Below are 24965 nucleotides of genomic sequence, written 5' to 3'. Positions count from 1 at the left end.
GGGAAAGGATGAAAGCCATGTCTACAGACAACAAGCCGTTGATCGCAGTAACAGGTGCAACGAGCAAACAGGGGCGCAGCGTCGTTGCGACACTCCTTGAAAGCCAGCGCTTCCGCGTCCGTGCTTTCACGCGCAGAAAGGATTCGCCGGAAGCGTTACGTCTCGGGAAACTCGGCGCTGAAATCGTCCCCCTACCTCTCGAACTCGGCCGCCAGAGGGAGCTCGTTGCTGCATTCAAGGGCGCGGATGGCGCCTTTCTGATGACGCCGCCGATCGCCCCGCCGGAGACAAGCGAGGCTCCTCTCGGGCGGCAGCTGGCGGACGCGGCGGTGGAGGCCGGCGTCGGGCACATTGTCTTCAGCACGCTCGAGAATGTCGACAAGATCACCGGTGGAACGAAATATGCGCCGCATTTCACCGATAAAGCGCGCGTTGCAGATCACATTCGCGACCTGCCGATCTCGCATTCCTTCATCATGCCGGCATTCTTCTACACCAATCTCCTCGAATATTATGCGCCGCGCATGGAAGGCGACACTCTGCTCTTGCCGATTTATCTGCCGGAAGATTTCGCCGCACCGTTTGTCGATCCGCTGACGGCGACCGGGCCTGTTGTCCTCGAGATCTTCTCAAATCCCGAGCGCTATAACGGCAAAACGCTGCCGATCGTCGGCGATATCATTTCTCCACGCGAGATGGTCGAAACCTTTCAGCGCGTGACCGGCCTCAAGGCCGAGTATCGGAATGCTTTCATGAGGGGCGGCTTGCTCGCCTATTTTCCGGAGTTTGCCGCCAACGATTTTCTCGTTCGAGAGCTTCTCGGCATGGTCGAATATGCTGTCGAGTACGGCTATTTCGGCAAGGAGCACGATCTCGAATGGAGCCGTCGCCTGGCCCCCGAGACGCTCAATTGGGAGCAGTTTCTGCGAACGACAGGGTGGCGCGGCGACAAGCGCTCTTTCGGAGGTTAAAGGCTTACGATGGCCGGATTCCGGGCAGCTTGGCGATCTCCGCGGCAAGAAAGTCGACGAGGAGGCGAACGCGGGCAATGGCTGCACGCTCCGGCACGATCAGCAAGCTCAGCGGAACCGGCGAAGGCCGATAGTCGCCGAGCACCACCTCGAGCCGGCCATCGTCCAGAAGATCGTGAACCAACCAAAGATGGGTAGGACCAATGCCGCGTCCGGCGGCAAGCGCTTCGCGGGCCGCAAGCCCGTGGTCGACGCGCAGCCGACCGCTGACGGGGACCGTCAGGCTGGTGCCATCGGGCGCGGAAAGAAGGAGCTGATTGCTGCCTGCGACGTTGGACATCACGATGGTTTCGTAGCGTGACAGATCGGCCGGACGCTCCGGCCGTCCCCGAGCGGACAGATAGGCCGGAGCGCCGACCAGCAGCCGCTGGCTCTCTCCGACCGCATGAAGTTTCATTGAGCTGTCGGCGAGCGGTCCAAGACGCAGCGCCACGTCGACGCCCTCGCGAACCAGGTCGATACGCTCGTCGGTCAGGTTAAGGTCGACGCGGATATCAGGATGCCTGTCCTGGAAGTCGAAGATCATTCGCGTGACATGCATGACGCCAAGCGCTGCCGTACAGGAGAGGCGAACCGCGCCAGCCGGCGCCTTACGTGCATCTCTGGCTTCCTCAGCAGCCTGTTCGACCAGGCGCAGTATCTGAAGGCAGTTGGTATAATAGCGACTGCCTTCTTCCGTCAGGGCGACCCGACGCGTGGTGCGGCTGAGGAGGGCCACGCCGACAGCCTCCTCGAGTTCGTTGAGGTGCCGCGTCACGGTGGATTGGCCGATGCCCAGCTCCCTTGCGACCATCGACAGGTTGCCGCGCTCGGCGACGCGAACAAAGGTGTGCATCCTGTCAAAAAACAGCGCCGCCTTATCCATATTTCAGCACAGTAAACGTCATTTCGCCCATATACGGAATAATCCGGACTGTGGCTAGCGCCAGCTTCAGCGGCGCTCGGCTTCGCTTCTATTGTCCCGGTATCCTAGCCGATTACCGCGTCGACCCGCGCGGAATAATGGTAAAGCCGACGTCGCTCTTGTCTTCGTTGGGGGGCTCGTCGCGGACGGCGCGCAGCAGCATGTCGGCGGCGCGGTAGCCGATATCGTAGCGCGGAATGTGCACCGTCGTCAGCGACGGCTCGATGAAGGCCGAGAATTCCAGATCGTTGAAGCCGCAGATGCCGAGATCCTCCGGCACGCGGATGCCGCGCGCCTTGCATTCGATGAGGACGCCGAGCGCCATTTCATCGCTCTGGGCAAAGATGGCATCGACATCGGGCACGCTCTGCAATAGGCGGGAGAACAGCTCCCTGCCGAGGCCGGTGCGGCTTGGCGCATCGCCGCCGATGATGAGATCGGGGTCGAAACGCCCGGCTTCCCGCATCACATCCTCATAGCCTTCTATGCGGCGGCGCGAGCGGACATCCGCGCCGCGGCCCATGAAAGCGATCCGCTTATAACCCCTCGACAGCAGGAAGCGGGTGGGCCCGGCGCCGGCCGTATAATGATCGAGGCCGACGACCAGCGCTTGCGGCTCCTGGCTGAGATCGGCGATATGGGCGATCGGACAGGCAGCGCTGTCGATCAGCGGCAGAAGATCGCGATAGGATTCGGCGCCGGCGATGATGACGCCGGCCGGCTTCTGCGTCAGCAGAGATCGCAGCAGGCCGGCCTCGCCCTCGGCATGGCGCAGCGTATTAGAATATTGCACGGTGAACTCGGTGTTGCGGAAGCGATCCTCGATGCCAATCATCAGGTCGGTGAAGCCATACTGGTGCAAGGCCGGCGTGATGACGCCGACGACGCCGTTGTGGCGGCCGGCCAAAGCGCGGGCGGCAAGATTGGGGATATAGCCCATTTGCTCGACCGTGCGCAGGATCACCTCGCGCAGATCCTCCGAGACGATTTGCGGATTGCGAAGCGCACGCGAGATGGTGATCGGGCTGACGCCCACCTTCTTCGCCACGTCGCTCAACGTCACATGCGGGCCGCCCTTGCCGTTGCGCCCCCGCTCCAATGCCTTGCTCATTGCCCCTCATATGCCACCGCGAGACTCGCCCGCCCCCGATTCGCGGTCTTCACTTTCTGAAGAATAAATAATTTAGAGTCTACTAACATTTTATATTCGCAACAGATTTCGGAATGGAATTTCCGGAAGCAGCGGCGCGATCGTCCGTCGGCAAAACTACGGGCGCATGCGGCGGCCGGATCACCGCCGGCGGGAATAAGTCCATTTATTTTCGGAGGAAATGGATGCGGGGAAGGCGCGGCAAAACGCAAAGGCCGGCCAATTTTTCCGGCCCGCGGCAGATGACCGAAAATCCATCGACGCCAAGATTAAATTCCCGTCATATCTTACAAATCGGCAATATAAACATGATCAATATTTAATTTGTAAATCCGCTGGCCGCGATCATATGAATCCCGAGCGCGAATTCTTTCATTCGCCCGGTCGACCCCCAACGACTGCGCTGCGATGAGAGGCATTGGCGCCAAACGCCATCCGACGCCAGGTCCCAAGACATGAACCACGACGCCATGGAACCGCGACGCCATCTGAAGCCAACGCTCTCGCAAGGGACCATCCCCATGTCACACATCCTCCGCAAACATCGCACTGCTGCCCTTTTCGGGGCTGCCGTCATCGCCGGTGCGGCCTGCCTGCCCTTCGCCATCAACGCCCCGAACGCCATTGCCGCGCCTGCGGATTCCGGCGGCATACTCGCCGCGAGCGGCTCCTTTGCCTCCATCGTCGATGCCGACAAGCCTGCCGTCGTCACCATCACCACCGCAGTGAAGGCGACCGATGTCAGCGCCGGCCAGCAGGATTCGCCGATGGACGAGCAGTTCCGCCAGTTCTTCGAGGATCAGGGCATTCCGCTGCCGCGCCAGGCGCCGAAAAACCGGCCGTCGCAGCAGGCGCTGGCGCTCGGCTCTGGCTTCATCATCAGTCCGGACGGCGTTGTTGTCACCAACAACCATGTCATCGACAATGCCGTCGACATCAAGGTGACGCTCGACGACGGCACGGAACTGCCGGCCAAGCTGATCGGCACCGACGCCAAATCCGATGTCGCCGTCATCAAGATAGAGGCGGGAAAGCCGCTGGCGACCATTGCCTGGGGCGATTCCGACCGGCTGAAGCTCGGCGACCAGATCCTGGCGATCGGCAACCCCTTCGGCATCGGCACCACGGTGACGGCCGGCATCGTCTCGGCGCGCGGCCGCGACCTGCACAGCGGGCCCTATGACGATTTCATCCAGATCGACGCGCCGATCAACCACGGCAACTCAGGCGGCCCGCTCGTCGACCGCAGCGGCAATGTCGTCGGCATCAACACGGCGATCTATTCGCCGAACGGCGGCAGTGTCGGCGTCGGCTTCGCCATTCCGTCCGATGAGGCGAAAGCGATCGTCGCCAAGCTGCAGAAAAACGGCTCGATCGATCACGGCTATCTCGGCGTGCAGATCCAGCCAGTGACCAAGGACGTCGCCGATGCCGTCGGCCTCGATAAGACAGGCGGGGCGCTGGTTGCCGCCGTCACCGCCGATACGCCGGCAGCCCATGCCGGGGTGAAGCCCGGCGATATCATCACGTCTGTCGGCGGCGAGCCCGTCAAGACGCCGAAGGATCTGTCGCGGCTGGTGGCCGACCTTTCGCCCGGCGCCAAGAAATCCCTCGGCATCTGGCGCGACGGCGACAAGCTTGATCTCAACGTCACCGTCGGCGCCAATGAGGACGGCCAGAAACAGGCCGCCGCCGGAAGCCCCGACAGCAAGGGTGAGGCCAGCGGCCAGCCGAGCCTCGGCATCGGCCTTGCCGACCTGACGCCCGACCTGCGCCAGCAACTCGACCTGCCGCGCGCCGTCAGCGGCGCGGTGGTCGCCAGCGTCAACCCGGACAAATCGGCCGCTGCCGCCGGCATCCAGTCGGGCGATGTCATCGTCTCGGTCAACGACAGACCGGTTCACAACACCCGCGATGCCAAAGCGGCGATCGCCGAGGCCGGCAAGGCCGGCCGCAAATCGGTGCTGTTGCTGATCGAACGCGACGGCAACAAGACCTTCGTCGCCGTGCCCTTTGCCGCGGCCTGAAACCGTCGTGCATGTCGAAACTTGCCTTTACAAGGAGAAGCCCGTGAAAGCGGGCTTTTCCCTTTCGGTGTGCGGTCCCGATACAGATGCCGGCGCTTTGCACGTCAGCGCTGCCGCAGCGCGCGGCGAATATCGGCATTTCCCGTAAAATTGAAAAAACGCCGCCTTTTTCGTCCCGGAAAGCGACACGCAAACAAAGGGTTGCGCCATAGCCTGACATACCGGTTGAGGATCGATCAACCCTCGGTGGACGAATTAACCCTACTGGCTTACCTTAATATCAGCCTCACCTTGATTACGCCGAGCCCTGTGCCATCGTATTTTCACGATCACTAATTTGGCTCCGGGAAAGCTCGCCGGAACCGTGGCCCGCCTCCTTGACGAGACCGGCTTCCATGCAGAAGGGCCGAGCTCGATCAGATGGAGGGTATGCCATGAACAACGTCTTGCAGTTTCGTCCCAAATGCCCGCATGCCGAAAGCTTGGCAGACTGCCGGGAAGCGCTCGAACCTCTCGTCATGAAAATCCTCGGCGAGGCCATCGGCAAAGGCTATCCGCCGGCGGAAGCCGCCATGGTGGTCGCCGATATCGCCGACGACTACATCCTCATGCTGTCGCGCCAGCTGACGCATTGATCGGATTTGGGGCCTCGCGTCTGGGGCTGCACGAGCCGGCACGGCCAAAGGATCGTTTGCTCCATCCTGGATGGGTCAGTGGACCGCGCAGCGACTGCAGGGGTAGCAGTTGGTACAGGAGACGAGACCTGCTACGCGGTCCGTTTCGCCCCAACGTCGCTATTTGCCGGAAGTTCCGCCAATATCGGCGCTGCGGATAAGCCCTTGCGCTCACAATATCGGCCGGCTGGACAAGCGAAAATTGCTTCACTCCGCTTCAATCGTTAGGCTGGTATGCTTCGACGGCGGCGAAAATCAAGAGCGCATCACCACTCCAACAAAAAACCCCGGCGGAGCGGGGCTTTCAGCTGGTTTTCGTGGAGTAACCGTCACAATCGGCCCCACCTGACTAACAGGATCAGCCTCCGAGACCCGAAAACAGGATCGTCTCCCCTCGCCTTTCCCGCTTCGCTCAATCTTTGAATCAAGGCCGTAACGGAGCGTGAAACAAGTCTAGCGCCACCGCGGCTGCCGCGGCGGCGCATTGGCCTGAATTTCATGCAGCGGCGCCCGGGACCCGAGCAGTTTCTTCAGCTTCCTCTCCTCGGCCGGGCTGATCCCAAACTTGCGGCAATGTTCCGCGACATCATGCTCCCGCGGACCCGGAATGCGAACTTGGCGATTGTTCATGCTCTTCATGACTGTTTCCTCCTGAGAGGAAAACCAGCCCGGCACGGATTTGTTCGTTAGCAGAGTCTAATTTTTGGTTCTGCTTATTCTCCTGTCGGCAAGAAGACGCTGCGGGAGAATTTTCCGGAACATCGAGGCGGAAGCGGCGGAGTAACTTGTTTGCTCAACTGATCTTCAACCAATGCCTGAGCGCCGCCACCGCGCCATCGCTGGCATAGGCAATCATCCCGCCGATCGTCAGCCCGGCAAAGGCAATCAATCCCGATATGCCGTAGCCGATCGATTTCATCCGTTTCCACTCTTCCAGCGCCGGCCCCACCGCCTCCTGGTTCTTTTCGACGGTCTCCTTGAGGCTCCTGATCTCCGCGCGGATCTGGGCGTCGGCGCCGCCGCTGATTGCTGCCCTGGTATCGAGATTTGCGATCTGCCTTGCCTGTTCGTCGAGCCGGGTGTGGATCACGGCTCGGCTGTCGTGCGCGTTGGCCTTTTCGTCGCTGACCTCGTTGCGCAGCAGCGCCACGTTTTCCTCGATGCCTGTCAGCCTTCCCTCGACGCGCCCGAGAGCGCGGAGAATATCGTCGTTGGAGGTCATGGATAGAACTTTGCCTTGTGCGTTTGAGGCAGGCGGCTGACGAAACGCAGGACGCCGTAGAGAGCCGGGTGAACGAAATCGGCAGCCGTATAGGCGTGGCCGAGCAGGGCGGCGTTATCCTGCACGTTGGTCGCCAGCACTTCGGCGACGCGGTAGTTCGCCGTGCCGTCTCCCAAATCCGTTCGGTCTACGAGCGTCCGGCTGGTCCAGAGTCCAGGCTGATATTCGAACATGACGCGCGCACCGAGCTTCGTCGTGCTTGGCAGGCGCATCGTGTCCCATGTCGTCACGCCATCTTGGTTGCCGGGATGGCCGATGACGTTGCCGAGCGGCGTCAATTCGGCCGCCGATCCCTTCGTCGGATCACTGTCCGACATGAAGGCCGGCACGATATCAATCGTCTTGGCGAACCGCGACGACGCGATGAGTGACGCGTTCATGCTGGCGAGCGTCCCCGTGACCGGGTTCCACAGCGCCGACGTCGCGCTGTAGCCGGCGACCGTGCGGCCGCTATCCGACGATCCCGCCATGGTCGGCAGAATGGTCATGCCCACCATATGCGCGCCGGGATACCGGGCGATGATCCGATCATCGAGCCCGAACTTGCGCGACTGCCAGAGCGAAAGCGTCGTGTTGTTGTCGTTGCGGCCGCCCTGGTCGAGGCAGAAAGTCCAAATGTCTTTGCCGCCGTTGAACGTCGTCTTGATGGCGTCGATCATCACCCATCGCTTGGTAGCGTTGGTGGCAAGCTCGAATTCGTTATGCTCACCAGGCACGCCCATGACGAGCGGGACAGTGCTCCCCCAAACCTGGTCGCGCTGGTCGAGCCATCGCCGTATCATGCCCATGTTGCCGCGCTCGTCGGCCGACGCGGCGATCTCCTGCCGCTCGATCAGGCTGTCACCGACGACGAGTGGAACCGGCCGGCCGTCCCATCCTTTCGCCAGGACAAGCGCGGGCCCGTAAGCCTGGATCTGCGAATTGGTCGCGTTGCCGATCGTGTTGTAAAGGCTGTCAGGATCGAGCGCCGCCGTCGACGCCCCGTTGGCGGCCGCCAGCGCCTGTACAGACGCCAAGTCGGCCGCGCCCCAATACTTTTCGCCGCGATGGCGCTGGATGCGATAGGAGCCGCAGCGCTGCGCACCCTCTGCGCCGTGATAGACCGTCCGGACGCCAAAGATCGACCATGCCGGCAGAGCAACTGGCAGTATGACCTGCCCGTAAACAATGCCGGTTGCGGCGGTGACCGTCGCCGGCACCAGACCGCCAAACAAGATCGGGTATTCCGTGCCGTTGGGCATCACGAAGAACGCCTCGTCGATCACGGTGTCGGCGTTCGGCGACTGCGTTTCTTGCGGCGCATTGCCGCCTTCGGTCAGCGCGAAGCCGACGAACGGGATAAGGAAGTCGTTCGTCGGATAGTCGGGCGCGCCGAAGAACAGCTTGGAGCATTGGTAATTCAGCCCGGCCGGGAACGTCCATGGCGTGGCGGTCGCGCCGGTCGGCCAGCGCGTGCGCGTCGCCGCCGGCATGTAGCGATCAGGATCCGGCACCCAAGGCGGTGGCGCCAGAACAGCTCCACCCCTCGGATTTGTCAGGGCAAGCGAAATGGCGTTCATCATCGGCGGGCTCCATATCTGGTGATGAGGTCGTCGTAGAAGCGGATGGTGCGCCCCTGGCGGGCATTGGCGCGGTCGAGCGCCTGGCGCTCGCGGGCGAGGACGGCGGTGACGGACTCGCCTTCTACGACAGGCGCATGCGCTTCCTGCCGGCGGAGATCATCGGGCAAGGGCGGCAGCACCATGCCGGCCGCCGCCTGCCCCTTCGTCACTGCCGCCCTGTTCAGCCGCTCAGTGGCGGAGCAGCCACTGACGATCAGCAGCAGTGACAGCGCAAGCGCGGTTCTTCTCGGAAAGCTGAAGCTCATAGGATTGGATCTCGGTTTCCAGGGTGTCTCTGGCCGCCTGCTCTGAGGCTTCGGCGGCTGCCAGGCGCTTGCGGTGCTCTTCGGTGGCTTGGGACGCCGCATTGCGCTGGCGCTCCATCTCGGCGGCTCGCGCATCGGCTGCGCTCTTTTCGGCCAATATGACATAGCCGGTCCGCGCCTGCCGGGCGGCCGAGGGATAGCCGATCGAAACGGCATAGAGGTGATAGAGCACCAGGCCGGCGGCGATGCCGGCGCCCATCTTGAGCGTGTCGAGCAGGGAGAACATCAGATGCCCTCGAGGCAGAAGGCGCGCTCTTTCTGCCGGCGCCGGGTGAGGCCCGGAAAGGTGATGCCGGCCGCGCGGTTCCACTTCAACAGCGCCTCGCAGCCCTCGGCCGTCCTGCCCTGGTTGATCAGCCTGACCGCGCTCGAGCCGCAGGCCGCCGTGACGCCGACATTATAGGCGAACGAGGTCAACGCCACGAAACGCGCATCCGGCAACGGCACGCGCACGCAGCTTTCGACGCCGCGCGCATAGGTCTTCAGCTCCAGCGCCAGCAGCGCCTTGCACTGCTCCACCGTCTTATGGTCGCCAGGCTTCACGCCATTGGTGCTGCCGTAACAGATCGTCCACGGCTGTCCCTTTGTGGCAGGATCGGGATAGGCATTCTGGCGAAGCCCTTCGAAGCTGCCGACAAGCGCCACAGCAGCCGCGGCAACCGCGCTGCCCTTTTTCATCCTACCTGTCATTGTCGTTTTCCTTGAGGGCCGGCTGGTGAATAAGGCGAGCGATCGGAGATGCCGCCAGGAAGAGGATGGACAGCCATTTCGGTATCCAGTCGTCCAGATACGGGACGATGTACGGCACGACCTCCAGAAAGCCGGCGGCATAGACGCACCACATCGATAGCGACCGCGCGAGTACGCGGCGCTTGTGCTTTACAAGGCGCATGGGGGCTCCAGTTTGTGGAAGAGGTCAGTCCCGCTTTCGCTGCGGGAGGGGATGGCAAAGGGGAACGATCATGCGCTCACACAATGTCCTGGTGGCTGCAGCAATCGCTGTTATTGCAACGCGCTTGTTGTTCATCCCATGGAGCACGCCGACTTGCGCAGACAGCGATCTGATCAGCCGTGAAGGTTAGCGATAGCTGGCGTTGACATCGGTTTGTGTACATGGCTGATGCGCCACTGAAAACGACGCTTTCCCGCCGTAAGTATTCCCGAGCGGAGACCATGCCCCTGTTTGATCACCTGAGGATATGAGGCTGGACGCGCCATGCCGGCAAATGCCGACGACAAGAAAACATCGAGTGATGGGCCTACGGCAGGGAATGCATCGACGCCATAACGGCAGATATCGTTGAGCATGCAATCCCATGTGACCGGCTTCGCGCGCGAACTATAGGGGTTAAAGGAATAGCCTTGCTGGGTGGTTGCTCTCGTCCCTTCACCAGCTATTGCGCGGTTTTCCGTGCCACCGCCGACAAAATCCCTAGCCGGTCTGCATAGGTCATTCCAAATGCAGCCGTACCTGGGCACGCGAAACTGTTTCCGAACACGCGAATGCCGGTGCCGGGAGTAACTTTTAACGTCATCGTGAAATCCTTGATTTAATAGATGTGCGCCGACCGTCGAAATCGCCATACCAGATGCCAGTGCCAGAACCCTGCACAGCGCAGACAAGCGTGAGATAGTGGTATCCTTCCGAAAGGCCGCTTTTGACGGCCTGGGTGCTAAAGGCTGTTGCGTCTGAATTGGCCATAATTGCAACGAACCCAGACGGCTCAGGGGGGGCGCCGTCGAAAGCGATTGAGGATTTTGTTCCTCCGTTCGACGTGCCATTGATCGACGAACCGGCTCCAGTGGCTTCGACGTACTCACCAGTCCAGAGCAAAAATTCGTTGCGAATCTCGGTATTGAGTTCCGTGAGAGATGTGTTTGTCGTCGTCCGATTGGCCGTGAAGTTGTTGAACATGACGAGGGTAGGCTCGTTGTACCATGACCGCACGAAGCGCTGCGCCAACGTGTCAGACCATGCAGGACCCGTTACGGGGCGCGCCATGCCGACAAGGGTTCTCGTCGCATCACCGTTCTTGATGCGGATGCCGGTCGTGCTGTCTACCGCAGAGGCCGTTGCAGAGGCTTCCAGCGTCATCGTGCCCGAGTTCATGTAGGCGTAGATGTAATAGAGGGTGGCTGGAGTCAGGCCGGATGGTGCGAGGGTCACGCCGGCGGACGGGATGGAATAGTGCTTCCCGTTGATGGTCAGGAAATAACCATTGAACCGCGAGAGCAGCAGATTCCCGCCGGAAAGAGAAAGCCGGCATTGCCCGAAGGTGATCGCCTGGAAGAGCGATATGATTTTGTCGGTATAGAACGCCGATCCGTCGCAGATGATGAGAGCGCTATAGCCGTTTGGAATGATGAGCGTTGCGGCTCCGTCGATCGTCTCCGAGCTGTTCGCATCAACCGTCACGTCTCCGCCGTCGGCGATCACCTTGATGTGCCAGTTTGCGCCGAGCGTGGCCGCGGCGGTGAGCGTGAGCGTGGCCGCCGCGGTAAAGCGATGGATAGCATTATCGTCGGATGCGAGCGCGGTGTAATCGCCAGACTTGGCCGCATAGACCAGATCCTGATCGAACGCGACATCGACGCCGTTCTGGGCAAAGCCGAGCAGGCCGCCGCCCTTCAGATAGACGCCGGTCTGCGGGTTCGAGGCGAAGCCGACACCCGGCGCGGACACGGTTCCGCCGGCCGCCTTGAGCGGCGCGATCATCGGCGCCGAGCCGTCGCGCGGCAGCGAATTGGTGATCTCGTTGCCGAGGTCGGTGGTCAGCGCGTTCCACGGCGCCGGGTCGATGACCTGGCCGACAGAGGGTGTCGTGCCGGCGGGTTTGGAATAGACGCCGGTTGATGGGTTTCTGGGCATTTACCTGCTCCGAAAGAAGGGGTTGATTGTTGCCGCAATGCACTCGAATAAAATGAGTTGCACTCTGTTTCTTCTCCACTGGCGGATGGAGACACTCTGTGAGAGGCCCACCTTTTCGGGCTGCTGACCGCAGCTCTCCTCGGACGTCAAAGGAACCGCCGTTCCTTTTATCGGTGGCCTGCTGGCATGCTGCCTACTGATTTGGTTGTTGCCTGACCTGAGCGGCGTTTGCGAAAGAAGAGCTTCAGCAAGCGCGGCCATCCGTGGGTCAGTTAGACGCGTGGGCTGAACCAGTTGGTTCGCGAGGTGGGAGATAAATACCAAGCATAGAGCGGCGGGATTTTTGCTCTTGCTGACGACAGTGATTGATTTAGAAAACCGCTTCGCAAAGGCGCGGCTGGCCCAATTGCCCCTGAATCAAAAGGCAGCAGGCCACGGACCGAGAGCAGCTCTGTCGCCATACTGCAACTCCTGTGAAAGGAAGAGGTCTCGGGGTTGCCCCTGATTGTTGTGATATGTTAGGGGCAGCGATCCGAGTAGACACTTGCGGTTTAAAGTCGGCGCGGCTTCGAAAGAGAACATCAGAAAACGTGACAACTGGCCTCTTCAATCATCAACGCCTGCAGATGCTTATAGCTTCCGCAATAAGCCTTGTCCTCCTGATATTCCTGCTAAGGGCGGTGGATTGGGAAGAAGCCATCCGCATTTTTCGTAGCGGAATATCCGTCACATCGCTCCTGTGGTTTATGCTTGTTACCTTCGGTATCGCTGCAGCTTATGCGGTGCGATGGCGCCTGTTGCTGGATGGCAAGATCGGTTACGGAACCTCCCTCATGGCCTCCCTACTCGGCCTGGGCGCCAACATGTTCCTTCCTGCGAGAGGCGGAGACCTCTTGCGTGTACATTACAGCCGAGTTGTCGCGACTGTCCCCTACGGAGAAGCTCTTGGCAGGCTTCTGGTCGAAAAGATGGTTGACCTGGTGACGATCATTTCGGTCGGCATATTTTCTTTGGTTTTACTGAGTCATACATTGAATTCCGAATACCGAAATGTTCTTTTGGTCATCATGCTTAGTGCATTGGTTGGGATATTTCTATCGGCAGTTCTGATAAGGAATTTCGGCGATCGGCTTGTCCCGATATTGCGACCTGTCTTCGGTCTCCTGCGACGTCAGGATTTCTTTGACCGTCACGTTATTGCTTTTATCCGAAATTCCGCACGAAGCTTAACTCTGTCCGTGACTATCGTTCCGGCCTTTCTCACACTCGCTTTGTGGCTTTCGGCATACGCCCTTGCGTATATCTTCGTCGCCCGTTTTGTCGGCATCGCGCTGAGTTATCAAGAATCGTTGTTCATGTTGTTTGCCGGCGGGTTGGGCCTGATGATCCCAGCTGCGCCATCCGGAGTCGGCACCTTCCATGCATCCGTCGTTTCGGCATTCGTATTGCTAGGGCGTTCGCCGTCGGAGGGGCTGCTCCTGGCAACGGCCGTTCATTTTCTCTTTTTTGTCGTCTATGTCGTGCCTGCAGCCCTCATCCTGGGACATTGGCGCTTGAACCGCTTGGCGCCGAGGTAACTCTATGAAGAATTATTTCTATTCTCTCTTGAGAAAATACATTGGGCTGTTCGTCTTAGGCCAGAATTCCGTGGTCGAGATCGATCCGACGACGCCGCTTCTGGTTGGCAAATTTCCTCAGGGCAAGGTGGCGTTTCGCTCGAGAACACAAGCTGCAGAGCCTGTAAATGAGTTTGACGAGCACAAGGTCGTCAAGATCGAAGACGTCGCTGACACCAAACCTGATTACCTGGTCATCAGCGGCCTCATCCATTACGAACGAGACATACAGAGCATGTTCGCTCAGGCACGTGCATTGTGTTCGCAAGAGACACGGCTTGTCCTTACCTATTACAGTAGCTTGTGGCGGCCGCTTGCAACTCTCGCATCCAAGCTCGGTCTGCGCCGGCGGGTTCCTGAATCGAATTGGCTTGCCCATGAAGACATCGAGAATCTTTTGACGCTCGAAGACTTCGAATTGATACGACTGGACCAGAAGATCCTGATCCCGGTTTACATCCCGCTTATCAGTGGCTTTGTTAACCGCTGCCTTGCTCCTCTTCCGCTTCTTCGAACTCTCTGCCTTCTCAACATCGCGATTGCGAGGCCGATCGGCGATGCCGCGTCGAAGGCGGAGCCGTCGGTGTCAATTGTAGTTCCAGCGAGAAACGAGGCAGGAAATATCGAGGATATTGTCAAACGGTTGCCGGTTATGGGGCCGGATGATGAACTCATTTTTGTCGAAGGCAATTCAACCGACGCGACGTGGAAGGCGATCCAGGAAGCGCAACAGCGTTATGGCGGCGAACGCACCATCCTGATTGCCCAGCAAGACGGCAAGGGTAAAGGCGATGCCGTCAGGAAGGGTTTTTCGCTAGCCACAAAGGAAGTCTTGATGATTCTCGACGCGGACATGACGGTCCCGCCCGAGGATTTGCCGAAATTCTACAATGCCATCAAGGACGGGAAAGGCGAGTTCATCAATGGCACTCGCTTGGTCTATCCCATGGAAAAGGAGGCCATGCGTTTCTTCAACCTCCTGGGCAACAAGTTTTTCGCATTGGCTTTCTCCTTCGTTCTTGGCCAGAGATACAAGGACACCCTATGCGGAACCAAGGTGATCAGCCGCTCCAACTATCTGAAGCTTCAGGCAAACCGATCCTACTTCGGTGATTTCGATCCCTTTGGCGATTTCGACCTGATCTTCGGTGCCGCGCGGATGGGCCTTAAGATCGTCGAGGTTCCGATCAGCTATCGTGAAAGACTCTACGGTGAAACGAACATCTCGCGTTGGCGCCACGGTGCCATCCTGTTGGCCATGCTGGTTTTTGCGGCAAGACGTATAAAGTTTCTCTGACGATGAAATCTGAAAGCGCTCTCTATGAGGCCGATCTTGCTCAGACGCTGGCAAATCGCACGCGGCTAAGCGCAAATCCGAACCTGATGCACTGGTATGGTGAGCTCTACCAGGAGATGTTTCGGCAGGAACCGGATATTGCCACGAATACCGTTCTGGAAATCGGGAGCGGAACGTCGCCGCTTAAGCGCTTCTTACCGAATGTCATCACCTCCGATGTGCTGAAGTTAGACTATTTGGACTTTGTCTTCGATTGCCACGAGATCGCGAGCTTGCCTGACATTCCGGATCATAGCGTCGATGTGATTACGATGACCAATGTTCTGCATCACCTGAAGGATCCCCTTGCGTTCCTCCGCGGAGCAACGCGAAAGCTCACAAAGGGCGGCAGGGTGTATGTGACGGAACCCTATTTGTCCTGGCTATCCTACCCGATGTATAAACTTCTCCATCATGAGCCGGTGGATTTCAGTATCCGCCGCCCGGTTCTGGATACCGTTCAGGGTCCTCTTTCGACCTCAAATCAGGCTATGCCACATATGATCTTCTTTCAGCGGCCGGACTGGCTCGCTGAGCTTACGGATTGCTATAGCCTCGAGAAGACGAGGATCAGCTATTTCACCTCGCTCTCCTATATGGTGACCGGCGGGATATCGAGGAAGTTTCCTGTGCCTGGTTGGGCTTATAAGCCTTACTTCAAGCTCGACAAAGCAATAGGCGCCGCGCTGCCCAAGGTGTTCGCCTCATTCTTCACGGCCCGCCTCACGTCAAAAGAAGAGGTGTAGGGATGGCTTTGCTGCGTCTCGCCGATTGGCTCTATCGACACTGTTATCCCCTTTATTACCCTCTCTATTCCGTATGGAAGGCAGTTTCAGAACGACGTGAGCGCGCACTGATGCGCGAGATGCTTTCGCCGGGCATGATCGTCGCAGATATCGGTGCAAATATCGGAATATATACCCGTATGTTCTCCGCTCTGACGGGAGCGACCGGCCATGTGCATGCCTTCGAGCCGGCGCCGGCGAATTTCGAAAAGCTTGAAGCGACGGCAACCGGCTTGTCGAATGTATCGCTGCGGCACGCCGCGGTCGGAGCGGCCAGCGGCACCACAAGGCTGTATGTTTCGGCCGAGCTGAATGTCGATCACCGAACATTCGATAGCGGCGACGGGCGAGTGAGCATCGACGTCCCATTGGTGAAGCTGGACGATTACTTTTCGCCAGGGCAACGGGTCGATTTTATCAAAATCGATGTTCAGGGATACGAGTTGAGCGTTCTGCAGGGTGCCGAGCGGGTGCTGCGAGAGAACCGCGACATTCGGGTCTTCATGGAGTTCTGGCCTTACGGTTTGTCGAAAGCGTCAGTGAAGCCGTCCGAGCTCACCCAATTCCTAAAGATGCTGAATTTCGAGTTCCATAACATTGCGGATCCACCTGGCACTGCTTTCAATGACGAGAGCCTCGATCCAGAAAACGCGGGCCAATATTGCAATCTGATCGTTGCAAGAAGAGCGCCTGCCCATCCCAATATCACTTAAAGGCGACGTGCGGACAATGTTATCCACCAGCAACAAAATCCTGATCGCTCGCTCTCTATCTAAAGCGGTGTTGTTCGTCCGGGGTTGCGTTGGCCTACCCGCCACCGTGATCGCGAAACGCCGGGGAATAAATTGGTCGCTGGACCTGAGAGACGGCGTTGATTTCGCGATTTACCTATTGGGTGGGTTCGAGGTCAGAACGCTCGATAGGTATAGAGAGCTGATCGGGGATGGAGACATCGTCCTCGATATCGGCGCCAATGTGGGTTCTCATACGCTGCCTCTGGCGCAATTGGTGGGCGGAGCCGGCAGGGTAATCTCCTTCGAGCCGACGGCTCATGCATTCGCGAAACAGAAAGCCAATATTGCGCTCAACCCGACGCTCGCCCAGCGAATCGACGCCCACCAGATGATGCTGATGGCAAGTGCGTCCGAAGCGATGCCCGAAGCGGTCTATTCAAGCTGGCCGCTCGAAGTTGCTGAAGATTTGCATAGCGAACACCACGGTCGTCTCATGTCGACACAGGGCGCGCGGCTCGGCACAGTGGACGAAACACTGCGGGATCTAGGGGTCGGCAAGGTCGATTTCATAAAACTTGACGTCGACGGCAATGAGCTGGCGGTTCTACTTGGGGCGACGGTGACTCTTAAAAAGTTCCAGCCGCGGATAATGCTTGAATTGGCCCCGTATGTTTACGCCGAGAATCCCGGAGACTTCGACAGCTTGTTGAAGCTTCTCTGGGAGGGCGGCTACGAGATCGGTGAAATGGCTTCCGGCAGGAAGCTGCCAGAAGACGCCGACAAGGTACGCGCGATGATAGCGGAAGGTGGCGGTATGAATGTGCTGGTTAGAAGCAAGAGCTCAAAGGAAGCGAGATAACTCAGTTCGAGCGCGTTGCGCCTGGGGCGGATACTATTTCCCGCGCCACTTGAATCTCTACAATTTTGAGCGTTTGGCCGAACTCCTGAACAGGGTGGGATTGGCTGTTGAATCCCAACGCAGTCTTCCGGCGCCTTTGATCTGGGTTTACTCCCTTCAAGGAGCTGTGCAGGCGCGCTTCGGCTGGAAAACTTCCTTAACGAAGCTTTTCGCTGTGAAAAATATACCTTTGATTGCGGCCTTTGCCTTTCTTGATACCGCCGCTATCGCGATGAAGTTGACGACGTCAAATCAACAGGCAGTATCAAGTAAGCTATAGCCGGCTAAAGCTGACCCCGTTTTGCGTAGAGGCAAATCCGGCTCGGCGTTGATTTCGTTACCGAGATCGGTCGTCAGCGCGTTCCATGGCGCCGGATCTATGACCTGGCCACGGAAGGGGTCGTTCCGACGAGTTTGGAATAGACGCCGGTTGATGGGTTTCTGGGCATTGGCCTTCTCCGGGCGAAACGACTGCTGGTGTGGTACGCTACCGAGTTGGTTGTTGCTGCCCTTGAGCGGCTTGCTGCGAAAGAAGGGCTTGAGCAAGCGCAGCGACCCGCGGGTTAGTTAGACGCGTGGGCTGGATCAGTTGGTTCTGGAGGTAGGCGCGAACCGGGGAAGACAAAAGAATTCTTCCGGCCGCATAGGGGACAGCGCCGCCGGCTATGGCGCCGAGCATTGCTCCATGACCGCCAGCCAACTTATGGCCAGCGACGGCGCTAACAAGAGCGGGAATGCCTTTTTGGATAACACTGCGCACCGGTGAGCCACCGGAACTGGAAAGCGGTTTGAGGACCTCTTCCCCTGCCTTTACCAGGGCGGTGAAATCCCCATCCTCTTGGGCGAGCGCGCGAGGGCTCTGCGGTCTCGTGGCGCTCTGCAGTTGCGATGGAGAGATGATGCCTTTCGAAGCGTCCCCGCCCGCAGCGGCGACGGCCTTTTCCAGATCCAGAAAGTTGCGGTACTGACGCTTTGCCTCCTGCCACCCGCTCAAGCTGTTCGGGTTCTGCGCCGCAATCGATCGCTCCATGGCATCATCCATTGCGTTGCGGATCCCCGACAACGCTTCCAAAAGCTTCGGATCGTTCCAGCTACGCGCTTGCGCATCTTCAAGTCGAGAGCGGACCGCCTTGTAGGTTTCACCGTTCGCCAGACGTGCAATATCAACTACCGAATTCTTGAGGAGCGGCGCACGCGCGCCTTCCCCCGTAACACTATTGTAGCTGCCCATGGCAGTCGTGATGTCGTCGACGAGCTGCTGATCAGGGATCAGGCTGTGATTGGCCGCCAGCATATCCAGACCATCGCCGATGCGCGTCCCTGCCTCAACCATAACGTCACGCGTGGCGCGGTCCGCGTTGATGCCTGCACGAGCAAGTGCTGCGCGGGTGAATTGGTCGCCCTGCCGTCCGTTGAATTCTTGCGCCGCTCCGCCGCCAAGGTCGCCTTCAGCATTGCGTAAGGTGACACTGCCAGACGCCTGCCCCCCCGACACATCAATCCCTTCGTCCTTGAGCGTCTGATTCAGCATCTGCCGTTCGGCGGAAACTGGCAGCGGTGTAATCAAACGTTCTCCAGCCGGGATAATACCGCCACCGAGAAGCGCGCCGACGAGGCGAGCGTATGGCTCCAGTTTCGTGCCTTCCGTTGCTTGGCCGGCGGCCTCGCTGGCAACCCCTGGGACGACGCCATATTTGACGGCGTTCGTCAGCAGATTGCCACCGCCGCCGACAAGAACGCCTGGAACGAACTCCCCCGCAGTTTGGGCATACTTGCCCGGCGTCGTTTTTGGCGCATACAGATTGTCGTCCATCACGCCACGAACGGCGTCCTGGCCGCTGTAGATGGCGTTATCAAAATTGAACCGGTTCATGGCCTCCTTGGCTTGCTGGACTTTGGCTTTCCATTCGTCACTCACCGGCGGCATACCGAGGGCGGATCGACCGAGATCTATACCTTGGTTGTAGACGTATTCCGAACCTTGCTCCATGAGCCGTTTTGCGGTCACTGGGAGCATGACTAGTTCCGTGGCGCCGCGGACAAGGCCACTGCCGAAGCTCTTGGCCATATCACCCGCGACCGAAGGTGCTTGAGGAGACTGCGGCTCTCCGGTGACCACCTTTTCGAACGGAGTATGCTCGCGCTTCTGTCCTGCCTGCGCGCCGGTCGACCTCAACATGTCTATTGAGGTCGACGGCTGCTGAACTACCTCCGGATTCGAATCCAACGACGCCGCCGCTGCACCCGTCCCAGACTCCATCTCATCCGGATAGAGGTCGGTAAGGATACCACCGCGGCCGATAGCGCGAATGACATCGTCGATCGAGAGGCCGCCGGACTGCCCCACATTGGGGTCGACCACAAGGCGAGGCATTTTTTTCAATGCCGGGGCTTCTTTAAAATTTGACATCAAGGGCTCCTGTAGATTTCGGAATCGATATGAAGGTTTCCGGGCGACCGCTTGTTGACGACTATCTTAACTGCGGACGGGCCGATTGAGCGGAAGTGACCAAGGAGGCCGAACTGAGAGTGCTGGCTCAATTGTAGACAGCCAAAGCCCAAGTGCTATTCGCTGCGCTGGCCGCCGAACCACGACGACAGGAAGCCGGGGGGCTTCGCCGGCGGAGTGGCAGGCACGCCCGGCGGCGCCACGGGATCCTTGGCCGCAGCAGCCTGCCGCTCCTGATCCTGCTGCCTGATCGCCAGCCCGCCCATCAGGGCCTGCGCCAGCCGCGCCGCTCCTTGCCAGGGGGATTGCACCGGGCTCGCATCCATGCCCTGGTCCAGCATGGCGTAGGCCAGCTGCTTGCGCTTGTCGTCGATGTCGCCCTGGGTTCTGCCGGTATTGCCGGCGAAGATGGTTGGGATCATGCCACTGCCCTTTCGTGGAAGACGCGGTCAAAACCGTCGGCGTGTTCGAACACGGCGTCCGGATGGGTCTCGCGCACATCGTCGGACATCAAACCGATCTGGGTCGGGCCGCCGTCCTTGTAGCGGTAGGCGTAAACAGGCAGGCCGTTATCCAGCGTGCCGACGCGTTTGATGTCCTCCTTCAGCCGCCGGTCGGACTTCGCCCAGCCGCCAAGGAGTGTTCCGCCGAGCCCGAAAAGGCCGCCCATCGCGGCGTTGGATTGGGCGACCTGGCGGTCGTAGAGGCCCATTTTCTGGTTGAAGTTCTCATTGATCAGCCCGGCCTGGTCGACGTTCGGCAGTTGCGTCGTCGGCGTGTTGACATAGCTCGGCTGGTGGACCTGCGATCCCGACATCAGCGCCGAAATTTCGTTCAGTGGCTGGTTGCGCTCGGTCAGGATGGCGTTTTGCGCATTCGAATACATGTCGCCGAGATATTGGTCGGAGGCGGCCTGCTTGCGGGTGGAAAAATCGCGCATGGCGTTGTCGTAAGCCGCCGAGCCCATCGAGATGCCCTTGTCGGCCAGGCTCTGATCAAGGCTCGCCTGGTCGCGATCCCACTGGTTGTTGAAGCCGGACTGCCAGTGATTGTTGACATATTTGTCGACATTGCCGGCGCTCAAATCGACGTTGGTGCCGAGAATGCCGGAGATCTTGCCGGTCTGGTCGTTGGCGAGCCTGGCAAGGCCGAGCTGGGTCTGCTGCGTCTGGTCGTAGATCGCCTGGTTCTGAGGCGAATAGGTCTGATAGGCCGAATAGGTCGGCAGCTGGTAAGTCTTGCCGGTCTGGTCCTTCATCGTCTGGTAGCCGCTGACCTTGTATTCCAGCGAACCATCCGGCGTGTACTGGTTGGTGTGGCTGAGGCCCGCATTGGCGATGGCGGTGTCGACGTTGGTGGCCGTCTGGGCCGCCGCGGTCTGTGTCGGATCAGGCGCCTTCGGGGCCTTCGGCGTGGAGACCATAGGGGAAATCCTCCTTCATGATTGCGTAAAGCAGGCCGTCGCAGTCGCCGAAATAGGCCTGCTGGCGGCCTTCCAGCCGGGCGCCGAGCCTGGCGAGCATCGTCTGGGCGTCGATATTGTCGGCCCGTGTCCTGGCGGTTGCGCGCCGGCAGCCGAGCTGATGCACGACATAGTGATAGACCGATCGCATCAGCGTCCGCGTCAGCCGGTCGGCGGCAAGCGAGACCTCGACGTCATGGGCGGTCCAGACGTTGAAGACGAAGCCGGCAATAATCCGGCCGTGGTCGACATGGGCAAGCGTGGTGTAAGGCGGGTGGAAGGAAACGCCGATCCGGTCGCCGACCCAGGCGGCGATTTCCGCGCGCGGTTCGGAGACGATCAAATCGGCGTGCCTCTCTCGTAAAGCACCGAACCGCCGACGACGGCGGCTTCCGAGACGGAGCCGGAGGAGCCGGAGATCAGCGCGCGGATCGTTGGCGCCAAGGCCGAACCGGCGCCGCCGGCGGAGGCGAATTTGCGCACCAGCGAAACGCCGGGGAATTTCGGCACGCCCCAGACCGCCGTTCCCCATTTCGCCGCCGCGTTGTTTTCGACCGACGACAGCAGCGCTGTCGGAATCTTGGTCTGGTAATCCACCGAGATCCCGCCATACATCAGCGAGGAAACGCCGATCTGCGCCGTCACCCCGATCAGCTTCGAGAGCTTGGTCGAGAGCCCGTCGCCATAGCGGCTCCAGGCGCCGACCATCAGCGCGTCGATCGCCACGCCATTGTCGTTGGCGCCGACCTCGGCCTCGTAGACCGTGCCGTCGCCGGCGCCGAAGAACAGCCGGTCCTGCCAGCTCGCCCAGCAGGAGGCGGGCATGCCGACGAAGCGGCACCAGGCGCCGGTTTCGGTGTTCATCACATATTGATAGGGGCCGAAGGAGGACGGCAGGTTGACGATCGCCATTTGCCTGGCCGGGAAGCTCGAAAGCTGCCATTCCTGCGAGGTCGTGCCGGTCGCCGCCACCGTCTCGCGCCATGTCGGGCCGATCCTTGAAGTAATCGCTCCCAGGCTGGTGGCGCCGCGGTCGAGCTGCACCGCCTTGGTGATCGGCACGATGCCATCGGTGGTCATGATCGCCAGATCGGCGCCGACCGAGAGCAGGCAGCGGTCGCTGCCGAGCGGCCGGCCGAGTTTGAAGGTGCCGATCAGGCCCCAGTTCGAAACGCTCGAGGGATCGGAGCCCTGAAAGACGATCACCTCGCCTTCCGAGGAGATCAGCACCAGGCATTGCTGCAGGCCGGTGGAAACCGGGATCGTCCAGACGTTGATCGCCACCAGCGTGCCGCCATATTTCATGTTGCCGCCGACCGGCAGGACCGTTGCCGCGCCGCTGACGGCGTCGGTGGCGAGATACCAGACATTGGTCGAATTCTTCTCGATGAACCACAGGCGTGAACGATAGGCGGTGACTGCGATCAGCAGCGACGAGTCCGATATGCCTGATATCATCGTCGAGGCGACGTAAGGGGTGGCGGCTGCGCCCTTTTCCAGCTGCGCATTGGTGACCGTTCCCGTCACGGTGACGACAAGCGTGCCGGCCGCCGGCGTGAAGGCAAGCGAGACGCGGTTGTTGACGCCGGTGCCGTTCAGCGTGCCGGAGAAGGCGCCGGAGAGCGTGACCGCGCCGGTGCCGAAGAAGCTCAGCGTATAGGCCGTGTTGCGGACGGCGACGTTCTGGGTGGCGAGCGCTGCCGTGCCCACCAGAAAATTATTCGTCCAGGACGTGCCGTTGAAGATCAGCGGCGTGTCCAGGCCATTGACGAGGCGCAGGAATTCCTGGCCGGCCGGGTTGGTGTATTGCTGCACCGACCAATGGGCGCTCGCCATGCCGGAGACGACGGGCGCGCCGACCGCACCCCCAACTGTGACGTCGAAGATCTTGTCGCCGGCGGCGGCAAACAGCCTGTTGCTGACGCCGGAATAGGGAATGACCGTCTGCACGTCGCCGCCGAGGCCGGTGGAAAAGGCGAGAAAACCATAGCGGGCGCGCACACGGTTGGCCTCGGGAAAGAAGTTGTCGAGCTGAAATGCGGCATCCGCGGGCATATCCGCCATCTCGACATCGGTTCGCCAGCCGCCGATCGGCGCGATCCAGTCCTTGCTCGGCGAAACGCGGCCGGTGCGCCCATTCGGAGGGACAGGTCTGCGGGTCATGGATTTGCCCCCGTGATCGTGCCGGGCCAATAAGTCTCGGGCGCCCCGCTCCTCACCGGCAGCGAGAGGTCGACGGGGCTGGCGGCGCGGTCGGCGCCGATCGCCGCTTCCTTGGATCGCTCGAAACCGGCAAGCTCCTCGCCGTAATCGAGGCCCTTGGCCCGCTTCCAGCGCCAGATCAGCGAGAGTTCGAGGAGATCTTCGGGAAGACGGGCGGTATCGCTGTCATCGGCCCAATTGCCCGCCGTGGCCGCGCCGCCATTCACCGCCACCCAGAAGCCGGAAATATAGGCATATTCCATCGTCTCGCCCGCGACGTTCGGGTAGATGTCGAGCTTGCCGCCGGCCATGCGCCAGATCTGCGGCACCGGGTTGGAATTGAGGATCGTCTGGCGCTGCCAGGTCTGCGGCTCAACAGGGCCGTTCAGCTGCCAGAGGCGCGCGGCATTCCAGATCGTGGCATTGGCGGCGAAGCGGTTCCAGTCGGCGGGCGGCTCGGCCGGCTCCGGATTTGCACCGGTCGCTGCGAATTGCCGCCGCACCATCAGCGCCGACCAGTCATGCTCGCGCATCAGGTCGCGGCCGGCGCGGGTGGAAAGGATGCGCAGCTGCATGATCTGCGGATCCGCCGAGGACATGACGGCCGTCGGCGGATCGAGGTCGATTTCCGCGCAGACGTTCTGAATGATGGTCAGGAGCGACATGCGGGGGTCTCCGGTTGAGCGCGTTGGCGTGGGCGTGGGCGTGGCGGGGGAAGGTGTGCCGTGTAGCCCCCTCATCCGCCTGCCGGCACCTTCTCCCCGCTGGGGCGAAGGGGTTATGCCGCGAGGTGTCGATTCCCTCTTCTCCCCATCGGGGAGAAGGTGCCCGTAGGGCGGATGAGGGGGCCGCTTGTGTCAGCGATTCTTCAGGCTGCTTGCCGACCGCGAGACTTGCTGCCGCTTTCGTTTTCCAGCGCCTCGAAGCGAGTGGCCATCTCCTTCATCTGCTCCTGCAGACGGGTCACCTCATCCTTCAGCCGCTCGTTCTCGGCGGCAAAGGCGGACGCCGCGCTGGAGCTTTCGGCGGTGGCGAGATAGGCGCGAGCGGCGGCGGTCAGCTCGTTGGCGCCCATGCCGATCTTCTGCTTGGCGGTGTCGGAAAGCGCTGCCAGCTGCTCGACGGTATAAATATTGACCGCCTCCATCTCTTTGATCTGGCTGGGCTTGAGATAGGGCCATTGCGAAAGCGGCGTGCCGGTCAGCTGCTCGCGGGCCGCTGCCCCTTCCTTGAACCGCTTATAGGCGTCGGCAAAACGCTGTTTGTCGTTGTCGGTCACCTCGCGGTAGACCTCGGTGTGTTTGTCGCCCGATATGAAGATGCGGACGAATTCCTTGTCGGCAAAAATCGGCCGGCCTTCCTTCTCGGTCAGAAAGGTCTGTTCGACCGGTTCGAGGCTGAAGGAGGCATAGATTCCGGTGTTGTCGGGCATGTGCTGGTCTCGCTGTTGATGGCGGGGAGATGGGATGGGCGCGGGAAGCGCCTGCTGTGATGTCAGTGCCGGTGGCTGCCCCTCACCCTAACCCTCTCCCCGTAAAAACGGGGAGAGGGGACGTGCCCCGCGAGAGGTCTGTGGGAACGGAGAGCTCGCCGCTTGCCCCCTTCGCCCCGCGAGCGGG

General features: G+C 60.4%; 26 protein-coding genes and 1 pseudogene. 10 read left to right on the top strand and 17 right to left on the bottom strand.

What is annotated here, in order from left to right:
• Positions 1-17 precede the first annotated feature (17 nt).
• Entirely contained in the window at positions 18-971 is a 954-nt protein-coding gene (locus AMK05_RS06045; RefSeq protein WP_064841291.1) for an NmrA/HSCARG family protein, read from the top strand.
• Between the two features lie 4 nt (positions 972-975).
• Here the strand turns inward: AMK05_RS06045 and AMK05_RS06040 are convergent, their stop codons facing one another.
• Both AMK05_RS06040 and AMK05_RS06035 read right to left on the bottom strand, forming a co-directional pair.
• On the bottom strand, positions 976-1896 hold the full coding sequence (locus AMK05_RS06040; protein ID WP_064837443.1) for a LysR family transcriptional regulator: 921 nt from the start codon (positions 1894-1896) through the stop codon (positions 976-978).
• Positions 1897-2008: 112 nt separating this feature from the next.
• Complete coding sequence (locus tag AMK05_RS06035; RefSeq protein ID WP_064837441.1) at positions 2009-3046, bottom strand: LacI family DNA-binding transcriptional regulator; 1038 nt, start codon at positions 3044-3046, stop codon at positions 2009-2011.
• 113 nt (positions 3047-3159) lie between these two features.
• Here AMK05_RS06035 and AMK05_RS34425 point away from each other — a divergent pair, with 113 nt between their 5' ends.
• The 3 genes from AMK05_RS34425 (at position 3160) to AMK05_RS06020 (ending at position 5747) form a co-directional block, all read left to right on the top strand.
• Positions 3160-3408 (top strand): hypothetical protein, encoded by a 249-nt coding sequence (locus AMK05_RS34425; RefSeq protein ID WP_143535816.1) that lies wholly within the window; start codon positions 3160-3162, stop codon positions 3406-3408.
• Positions 3409-3606: 198 nt separating this feature from the next.
• A complete protein-coding gene (locus AMK05_RS06025; RefSeq protein WP_064837437.1) occupies positions 3607-5112 on the top strand; it encodes a DegQ family serine endoprotease in 1506 nt (501 codons plus the stop codon).
• 434 nt (positions 5113-5546) lie between these two features.
• The gene (locus tag AMK05_RS06020) at positions 5547-5747 is read left to right on the top strand and encodes a hypothetical protein (RefSeq protein ID WP_049734538.1); all 201 of its coding nucleotides are present in this window, start codon (positions 5547-5549) and stop codon (positions 5745-5747) included.
• A 492-nt stretch (positions 5748-6239) separates the two neighbouring features.
• Here AMK05_RS06020 and AMK05_RS06015 read toward each other — a convergent pair whose 3' ends face one another.
• The 8 genes from AMK05_RS06015 to AMK05_RS35475 all read right to left on the bottom strand — a co-directional run bounded on the left by AMK05_RS06015 (position 6240) and on the right by AMK05_RS35475 (position 11864).
• The gene (locus AMK05_RS06015; RefSeq protein WP_064837435.1) at positions 6240-6425 is read right to left on the bottom strand and encodes a hypothetical protein; all 186 of its coding nucleotides are present in this window, start codon (positions 6423-6425) and stop codon (positions 6240-6242) included.
• 154 nt (positions 6426-6579) lie between these two features.
• Complete coding sequence (locus tag AMK05_RS06010; protein ID WP_064837433.1) at positions 6580-7008, bottom strand: hypothetical protein; 429 nt, start codon at positions 7006-7008, stop codon at positions 6580-6582.
• Entirely contained in the window at positions 7005-8630 is a 1626-nt protein-coding gene (locus AMK05_RS06005) for a hypothetical protein (protein WP_064837431.1), read from the bottom strand. Before AMK05_RS06005 ends, AMK05_RS06010 begins: the two co-directional genes overlap by 4 nt.
• The gene (locus tag AMK05_RS06000) at positions 8627-8839 is read right to left on the bottom strand and encodes a hypothetical protein (protein ID WP_064837429.1); all 213 of its coding nucleotides are present in this window, start codon (positions 8837-8839) and stop codon (positions 8627-8629) included. The genes AMK05_RS06005 and AMK05_RS06000 overlap by 4 nt, the downstream gene beginning before the upstream one ends.
• 19 nt (positions 8840-8858) lie before the next feature.
• Positions 8859-9221 (bottom strand): hypothetical protein, encoded by a 363-nt coding sequence (locus AMK05_RS05995; RefSeq protein WP_064837426.1) that lies wholly within the window; start codon positions 9219-9221, stop codon positions 8859-8861.
• Positions 9221-9685, bottom strand: coding sequence for a lysozyme (locus AMK05_RS05990; protein WP_064837424.1), 465 nt, complete (start codon positions 9683-9685; stop codon positions 9221-9223). Before AMK05_RS05990 ends, AMK05_RS05995 begins: the two co-directional genes overlap by 1 nt.
• Complete coding sequence (locus AMK05_RS05985) at positions 9675-9887, bottom strand: DUF7940 domain-containing protein (protein ID WP_064837422.1); 213 nt, start codon at positions 9885-9887, stop codon at positions 9675-9677. The genes AMK05_RS05990 and AMK05_RS05985 overlap by 11 nt, the downstream gene beginning before the upstream one ends.
• A gap of 639 nt (positions 9888-10526) precedes the next feature.
• Positions 10527-11864, bottom strand: coding sequence for a hypothetical protein (locus AMK05_RS35475; RefSeq protein ID WP_237352185.1), 1338 nt, complete (start codon positions 11862-11864; stop codon positions 10527-10529).
• 590 nt (positions 11865-12454) lie between these two features.
• Between AMK05_RS35475 and AMK05_RS05970 the strand changes: the two genes are divergently transcribed.
• From AMK05_RS05970 to AMK05_RS05950, 5 genes are read left to right on the top strand one after another with little or no spacing between them, the layout of a single operon-like run.
• Complete coding sequence (locus tag AMK05_RS05970; protein ID WP_237352183.1) at positions 12455-13441, top strand: lysylphosphatidylglycerol synthase transmembrane domain-containing protein; 987 nt, start codon at positions 12455-12457, stop codon at positions 13439-13441.
• A 4-nt stretch (positions 13442-13445) separates the two neighbouring features.
• On the top strand, positions 13446-14777 hold the full coding sequence (locus tag AMK05_RS05965; RefSeq protein WP_064837415.1) for a glycosyltransferase family 2 protein: 1332 nt from the start codon (positions 13446-13448) through the stop codon (positions 14775-14777).
• A gap of 2 nt (positions 14778-14779) precedes the next feature.
• Complete coding sequence (locus tag AMK05_RS05960; RefSeq protein WP_064837413.1) at positions 14780-15562, top strand: class I SAM-dependent methyltransferase; 783 nt, start codon at positions 14780-14782, stop codon at positions 15560-15562.
• A 2-nt stretch (positions 15563-15564) separates the two neighbouring features.
• Positions 15565-16314, top strand: coding sequence for an FkbM family methyltransferase (locus tag AMK05_RS05955; protein ID WP_064837411.1), 750 nt, complete (start codon positions 15565-15567; stop codon positions 16312-16314).
• A gap of 16 nt (positions 16315-16330) precedes the next feature.
• On the top strand, positions 16331-17194 hold the full coding sequence (locus AMK05_RS05950) for an FkbM family methyltransferase (RefSeq protein WP_064837409.1): 864 nt from the start codon (positions 16331-16333) through the stop codon (positions 17192-17194).
• A 526-nt stretch (positions 17195-17720) separates the two neighbouring features.
• On the opposite strand, the gene AMK05_RS05940 is transcribed toward AMK05_RS05950, so the two are convergent.
• The 6 genes from AMK05_RS05940 to AMK05_RS05915 form a co-directional block, all read right to left on the bottom strand.
• Complete coding sequence (locus tag AMK05_RS05940; RefSeq protein ID WP_143535815.1) at positions 17721-19643, bottom strand: hypothetical protein; 1923 nt, start codon at positions 19641-19643, stop codon at positions 17721-17723.
• A gap of 155 nt (positions 19644-19798) precedes the next feature.
• Positions 19799-20104: a hypothetical protein gene (locus AMK05_RS05935; protein ID WP_064837403.1), complete on the bottom strand. Its 306-nt coding sequence runs from the start codon at positions 20102-20104 to the stop codon at positions 19799-19801.
• Positions 20101-21105, bottom strand: a complete 1005-nt coding sequence (locus AMK05_RS05930; RefSeq protein WP_064837400.1) for a tail fiber domain-containing protein — start codon at positions 21103-21105, stop codon at positions 20101-20103. The genes AMK05_RS05935 and AMK05_RS05930 overlap by 4 nt, the downstream gene beginning before the upstream one ends.
• Positions 21071-21487 (bottom strand): GNAT family N-acetyltransferase, encoded by a 417-nt coding sequence (locus tag AMK05_RS05925; RefSeq protein WP_064837398.1) that lies wholly within the window; start codon positions 21485-21487, stop codon positions 21071-21073. The genes AMK05_RS05930 and AMK05_RS05925 overlap by 35 nt, the downstream gene beginning before the upstream one ends.
• On the bottom strand, positions 21484-23307 hold the full coding sequence (locus AMK05_RS05920) for a hypothetical protein (RefSeq protein WP_064837396.1): 1824 nt from the start codon (positions 23305-23307) through the stop codon (positions 21484-21486). Before AMK05_RS05920 ends, AMK05_RS05925 begins: the two co-directional genes overlap by 4 nt.
• Positions 23304-24011: a phage adaptor protein gene (locus AMK05_RS05915; protein ID WP_064837394.1), complete on the bottom strand. Its 708-nt coding sequence runs from the start codon at positions 24009-24011 to the stop codon at positions 23304-23306. The genes AMK05_RS05920 and AMK05_RS05915 overlap by 4 nt, the downstream gene beginning before the upstream one ends.
• A 53-nt stretch (positions 24012-24064) precedes the next feature.
• On the opposite strand from AMK05_RS05915, the pseudogene AMK05_RS36180 reads away from it, so the two are divergent.
• Positions 24065-24196, top strand: a pseudogene (locus AMK05_RS36180) (endonuclease domain-containing protein); the annotation flags it as partial.
• A gap of 18 nt (positions 24197-24214) precedes the next feature.
• Here AMK05_RS36180 and AMK05_RS05910 read toward each other — a convergent pair.
• Positions 24215-24778 (bottom strand): hypothetical protein, encoded by a 564-nt coding sequence (locus AMK05_RS05910; RefSeq protein WP_064837392.1) that lies wholly within the window; start codon positions 24776-24778, stop codon positions 24215-24217.
• Between the last annotated feature and the right edge of the window lie 187 nt (positions 24779-24965).

It is taken from the genome of Rhizobium sp. N324, from assembly GCF_001664485.1.
Taxonomy (GTDB): domain Bacteria; phylum Pseudomonadota; class Alphaproteobacteria; order Rhizobiales; family Rhizobiaceae; genus Rhizobium.
This window is presented reverse-complemented; position numbering and strand designations above follow the sequence as displayed.

What these genes read in the sequence shown, in the direction of transcription:
- AMK05_RS06010 (WP_064837433.1), bottom strand. Translation starts at nt 7,008, where the DNA reads ATGACCTCCAACGACGATATTCTCCGCGCTCTCGGGCGCGTCGAGGGA.
- AMK05_RS05915 (WP_064837394.1), bottom strand. Translation starts at nt 24,011, where the DNA reads ATGTCGCTCCTGACCATCATTCAGAACGTCTGCGCGGAAATCGACCTC.
- AMK05_RS06005 (WP_064837431.1), bottom strand. Translation starts at nt 8,630, where the DNA reads ATGATGAACGCCATTTCGCTTGCCCTGACAAATCCGAGGGGTGGAGCT.
- AMK05_RS05995 (WP_064837426.1), bottom strand. Translation starts at nt 9,221, where the DNA reads ATGTTCTCCCTGCTCGACACGCTCAAGATGGGCGCCGGCATCGCCGCC.
- AMK05_RS05990 (WP_064837424.1), bottom strand. Translation starts at nt 9,685, where the DNA reads ATGACAGGTAGGATGAAAAAGGGCAGCGCGGTTGCCGCGGCTGCTGTG.
- AMK05_RS05955 (WP_064837411.1), top strand. Translation starts at nt 15,565, where the DNA reads ATGGCTTTGCTGCGTCTCGCCGATTGGCTCTATCGACACTGTTATCCC.
- AMK05_RS05920 (WP_064837396.1), bottom strand. Translation starts at nt 23,307, where the DNA reads ATGACCCGCAGACCTGTCCCTCCGAATGGGCGCACCGGCCGCGTTTCG.
- AMK05_RS06025 (WP_064837437.1), top strand. Translation starts at nt 3,607, where the DNA reads ATGTCACACATCCTCCGCAAACATCGCACTGCTGCCCTTTTCGGGGCT.
- AMK05_RS06015 (WP_064837435.1), bottom strand. Translation starts at nt 6,425, where the DNA reads ATGAAGAGCATGAACAATCGCCAAGTTCGCATTCCGGGTCCGCGGGAG.
- AMK05_RS06045 (WP_064841291.1), top strand. Translation starts at nt 18, where the DNA reads ATGTCTACAGACAACAAGCCGTTGATCGCAGTAACAGGTGCAACGAGC.
- AMK05_RS06035 (WP_064837441.1), bottom strand. Translation starts at nt 3,046, where the DNA reads ATGAGCAAGGCATTGGAGCGGGGGCGCAACGGCAAGGGCGGCCCGCAT.
- AMK05_RS05965 (WP_064837415.1), top strand. Translation starts at nt 13,446, where the DNA reads ATGAAGAATTATTTCTATTCTCTCTTGAGAAAATACATTGGGCTGTTC.
- AMK05_RS05950 (WP_064837409.1), top strand. Translation starts at nt 16,331, where the DNA reads ATGTTATCCACCAGCAACAAAATCCTGATCGCTCGCTCTCTATCTAAA.
- AMK05_RS05910 (WP_064837392.1), bottom strand. Translation starts at nt 24,778, where the DNA reads ATGCCCGACAACACCGGAATCTATGCCTCCTTCAGCCTCGAACCGGTC.
- AMK05_RS06040 (WP_064837443.1), bottom strand. Translation starts at nt 1,896, where the DNA reads ATGGATAAGGCGGCGCTGTTTTTTGACAGGATGCACACCTTTGTTCGC.
- AMK05_RS05935 (WP_064837403.1), bottom strand. Translation starts at nt 20,104, where the DNA reads ATGATCCCAACCATCTTCGCCGGCAATACCGGCAGAACCCAGGGCGAC.
- AMK05_RS05960 (WP_064837413.1), top strand. Translation starts at nt 14,780, where the DNA reads ATGAAATCTGAAAGCGCTCTCTATGAGGCCGATCTTGCTCAGACGCTG.
- AMK05_RS35475 (WP_237352185.1), bottom strand. Translation starts at nt 11,864, where the DNA reads ATGCCCAGAAACCCATCAACCGGCGTCTATTCCAAACCCGCCGGCACG.
- AMK05_RS05940 (WP_143535815.1), bottom strand. Translation starts at nt 19,643, where the DNA reads ATGTCAAATTTTAAAGAAGCCCCGGCATTGAAAAAAATGCCTCGCCTT.
- AMK05_RS05930 (WP_064837400.1), bottom strand. Translation starts at nt 21,105, where the DNA reads ATGGTCTCCACGCCGAAGGCCCCGAAGGCGCCTGATCCGACACAGACC.
- AMK05_RS06020 (WP_049734538.1), top strand. Translation starts at nt 5,547, where the DNA reads ATGAACAACGTCTTGCAGTTTCGTCCCAAATGCCCGCATGCCGAAAGC.
- AMK05_RS05985 (WP_064837422.1), bottom strand. Translation starts at nt 9,887, where the DNA reads ATGCGCCTTGTAAAGCACAAGCGCCGCGTACTCGCGCGGTCGCTATCG.
- AMK05_RS34425 (WP_143535816.1), top strand. Translation starts at nt 3,160, where the DNA reads ATGGAATTTCCGGAAGCAGCGGCGCGATCGTCCGTCGGCAAAACTACG.